The sequence below is a fragment of the Photorhabdus bodei genome (genome assembly GCF_003287735.1).
Lineage (GTDB): Bacteria > Pseudomonadota > Gammaproteobacteria > Enterobacterales > Enterobacteriaceae > Photorhabdus > Photorhabdus kayaii.
Genome location: NZ_NSCM01000089.1, coordinates 1 through 4,481 on the forward strand (window position 1 = coordinate 1; position 4,481 = coordinate 4,481).

At 42.6% G+C, this 4,481-nt stretch carries 2 protein-coding genes; both read right to left on the reverse strand.

Annotated features, from left to right (window positions below; translation table 11 throughout):
• The coding region (gene cas3f / locus CKY02_RS22355) for a type I-F CRISPR-associated helicase Cas3f (protein WP_112896940.1) at window positions 1-3,264 on the reverse strand (3,264 nt) is incomplete at its 3' end.
• The gene (cas1f, locus tag CKY02_RS22360; RefSeq protein ID WP_112896941.1) at window positions 3,261-4,241 is read right to left on the reverse strand and encodes a type I-F CRISPR-associated endonuclease Cas1f; all 981 of its coding nucleotides are present in this window, start codon (window positions 4,239-4,241) and stop codon (window positions 3,261-3,263) included. The genes cas1f and cas3f, both read right to left, overlap by 4 nt.
• Window positions 4,242-4,481 lie beyond the last annotated feature (240 nt).

The following is a 4,481-nucleotide window of genomic DNA, read 5'->3' on the forward strand; positions in this document are numbered from 1 at the left end:
AAACACGCCTAAAAACGGGTGGTAACGCCATGCTTCTCCGCCATCTTTTTTCCTAAGACGAATCTCACCAAAATGTTGGCTTACATTTTTTAACTCCATATCATTGGTATCAGATAAATTCTGGTAAATCGTCTCAGTATCAAGTTCAATCCAGGCACTCACACCAAGTGCAAACTCTAATTCTGGCACATAGTCAAACGCCCCACTTTCTTTTATCCCAGCCTGACCGCTGTCCAGAGCCATAAACTTCGCTTCTTCCCCCTCTTCTTCAAGCCACAAATAATATAATTCATCAGGTTCTGATTGACGAAATGGTTTATGGCGTTGCAATTCCGCACACCATGAAGCCTGTTCGCGCCACCAAAGAGCTGAGCAGTAACCGTGTTTATTATCAGAGCCACCTTGAAGTTCTTCCCATAAACGTTGATGTTCAAGATCAACCAAATTTTCAAAAGGTGAACTATCTCCAGCATTATCGCGTTCCTTTATTCTTGGCAATGCACTAATTAGTTCATATTGATAAGGCTCCAACAATTCACATAAATTATGGCTTACAAGGCGATAACTTGTTGATTCAAACCCTGGGCGACAATAAGCCGGATGTTCTAAATTATTCGCTTTAAGTGCCTCATAGTTTTTCGCCAGAATATGCAGATTAGGCATCCGTGGTTCTTTTCGTCGATGACGTTGAATACGTCCGGCAAGTTGTATCAATGAGCGCATTGAGCTAGGCTCGGCAATACTCCAATCGTAATCATGATCCCTACCAACTTCAGCTACAGATGTAGCAAGTACGACAAAAATATGATGCTTCTCTGGCATTTCCTCTAATGCCTTGCGGATTTCTGCCACCTGCCACAACGCCTTTTCATCATAACGCGTTAATGTGGAATCCAACCGATGTTCAATATGGGAACGTATCGCCAATGGATGCTGGCTGTGATAGATACAATAATGAATATGTACATTTTTAGAAGATGGTATCTGCAACAACCGCTGTGTTACAGCAACTAATGGGTTGATGTTTGCCATACGGATTAAACCAATAGAAACAGTTTTGCCTGATGGATGAATTTGATGATGTCCCCTACGTAGTTTCAACATAGAACGATGCATTACCTTTGCCATAGCCTGGATTACAACCTCAGTTTTATGCTTTTCAGCCGTTACAGGCACCAACTCTGCTTTACATAATGGCACCTTTTTTTCCAAGCAACCCACGCGCTTGACGACAAAGGCATCATGCTGATCTTTAAACTGTTGCGCATTGGTAACATCCAGTTGCGTCACATCATATTCATCAAACCAAGCACAACAGATATTCACCGGAGCACCTGGTTGACCACATGCTAATTGATAATCTTGGCGTCCAGCCCGATAAGCATTGAACAATGCCTGAATCAATGCAGGCGGTAATGTGGCAGATGAAAGCAATACCCGCGAACCTAATAACCCTGCCCAGTTCACCAATCGGCATAAAGCCGACAAATCGTCAATATCAAAATCATCGGGTTCATCCAACACCAAATCAGAAGTGAGTAATCTCAGCATGGGTGCGATTTGCTTCCCACCGCGAATACCCTCAGTAGCGGGAATTAAATGGTCGATGGTTGCCACCAACACAGGTGCGCTAAGCAGCTTATTAAGTTTATTATCTTTACGTAGCCAACGACTCAGACGCCCATCATCTAAGCTACCGTCATAACTGACATACTGGTGTTCAGCAAATAACGCTTCCGCGGATATACTACCCACATCAGGCTCAAGCGCCTTTTGGCGGAGTTGATGTAATTCTTTCACTGCCTGAGAACCAATCAGTACCGCTAAATCATCTTCTTCTAAATGTAGTCTTTTACGTAATGCATCACCGGTTTGTAGCGTTAACGTTCTTAACCCCAACGCAATAGAAAAACGGCATCCTTGTTTTTCATCAGCTAATCCATACATGATGCGTGCATTAGCAAAAGTTTTACCACAACCAGTAGAGGCCATATTAATACCAAAAAAGCCCTGTACTACTGAACGTTCACGTAAAGCACATGCGACATCGAACGCCTGATCCTGCCAACGGTATTTTTCATCTTTGCTGCGTTGTTTAAATCCTTTATGCCGAGTAATCGCAGGCAGCGTTTTACGAATATGCGGCAAACTTCTCCCCAGTAGTAAAGCATTCTGCCCAACACCGATATTGTGTTCATCTAATCGCTGCTTGCACTCACCGGTGGTTCTATCTGTATTGGCAAACACACCATAATTAACATCCTGCCAACCCAAAGTTGCAGGCAGCGATGAATAATGATGATCGGCCAGCATTAAAACCAGTCGAGACATATGACTGGTGAAACGCTGGTTCAGATTGCCATATTGCAATAATGACGTTGATTGCAGCGCTCTCTTTGCAAATTTTTGGGCTTTCTGACGCCAAGTCTGACTGCGGATAGGTGTACCATTTGGGAATGTCCAAACATCACGCTTATCCTGATTACTCCAATCCTTCTTATCCATGTTGACTGAGTTCCATGACGGTTCTAAGTGCTTAATCAGCCAATTATCAATATCTTCTAATTGTGGTCTGCGTACATATCGCTCGTCATAACTAGGATAAACAGGAAGGCGATGATGAGAGAGGATTAGCCAAGCGACAGTAGTTGCCAATGGCGGTAAGTTAATAAAAGGGTTTACATAGGAATCGATACCATCCTTAACCAAACGGAAAAGAATCTTATCCTCATCACCAGGTTCAAGCTGACTCAACGAAGTCAGCCACTCCTTATCATTTTGCTTATCAACAAATGCCTGAAATAAACGCAGAGATACCCATTCATGTCGGTACGGTTGAAACCGCCCATCTCCTTGTAAGCCTTGCTGGAACAACGCATTAGCTTTACCAAAATCATGAAATAATCCGGCAATCGCCGCCAATAAGCTGATAGCTTCTACACTATGCCAGTGATTTTCATCCTGACTTTTCAGCACATCACGTTGTGTCGTATTAGTGGGTACAACTCCTCGTGAGTTAAAGCGTCGCAAATTCCCGACTATCCATAACAGCTCAGTTTGGCCGCCACTTTTTATCCAATGGCAAGCAACCGCCGTATTGCGACGTGCCGTTTTACGCAATAGCTTACGCAAAGTATTTAAACCTTCCTGTGTGATAGCCGTTTGCCAAGTTCTATCACCTTTACGTTCAGCAAATTGATCCAAAATTCGGCGAGTTTCTGTCAGCGCGCGTTTGTTGCATTGAGAGACTAAAAGAATATTCATCGTGCCACCTGACTCAATTGTTGAGCAGTTGTTTGCAAGGCATCAATCATCGTGTCCAATGCCTCAGCTTTTTGAAATCCACCAATACAGCGTTGGCGAAACTCCTGTTCATCTTCTCCGGCCATTGCCGCAATAAATGCTTGTGGCAATACCAACGCATCTTTAATCAGATCAGCAACATCAAACACCAAACCACCACGACGGGTTTTACCATGCAACACCGCTAGACCATGTGGTAAACCAATGACCCAAGTTGCAACAGCCGCCAATCCGTAAGCCAGATAATTACCATGATCAAGAAAACGGTTGGCCAAATCGACACCACCACCACGTTTTGCCCGGACAAAATCACCATAACTCACTGCGTTTGCCGCCAGTTTGTATAACGCTTTAGTCATCACAGCTTCTTGTGCCATTAAATCTTTATTATCACGACAATTTGCAAGATTCTGCTCATAACGTGTGAGTAATGACAATAAACTCTCACGATTAAGCATAAAAGAGTTATCTCGCAACATTCGACTACTTAGCCAATGTTCACGAATTTGTGCAATACGAATTCTTTGAAAAGCAATCGCTGCCGATAATCGTTTTTCATCATCAAACCAGAAACTCACCCAATCTTGTAAATACTCCGTAGGGCGATATTCGCTTTGTGGCGCCAGCCAAGACACATCAACTTCAACCTCATTAGCCGCAAATAGCGGTGTACCTCCACCACCACAAAAACCAACTAAAACACCTGCCTTAGCGAATTCACGCATTGCTGCCTGAGTAATAGAAGTGCCCGTTCCCAACATAATAACGGTGGTATTTGCAATTGGGATATTCCAATACAGGGATTGCTTTCCTTCATCAGTGACATACTCAACACGGCCACCATTCACTAATACTCGACAATATTGCAGGTAATAAATATTCGAGCGTTTGGAATGCAAAATAGTTTTAAGGTCACTCGGAGAAAAGTTGTTATCCATAATTTAAGAATTACCTAACTAATTAATTTCATTTATGGTAAATATTATGCATAAATTTTACACAAGTAAAACATCACAGATGTAAATCAAAAAAACTTACAATTCTTTACTAATTCACAGCATAGTGCCTTCCCAAAACAGGAATAATTATGCTCTAAGCTATCTGTATGGCAGCATACTCGATAGTTTAGAGAATAAAGAAAACTTTCTATTTTTAAACTGCCTGTGCGGCAGTGCACG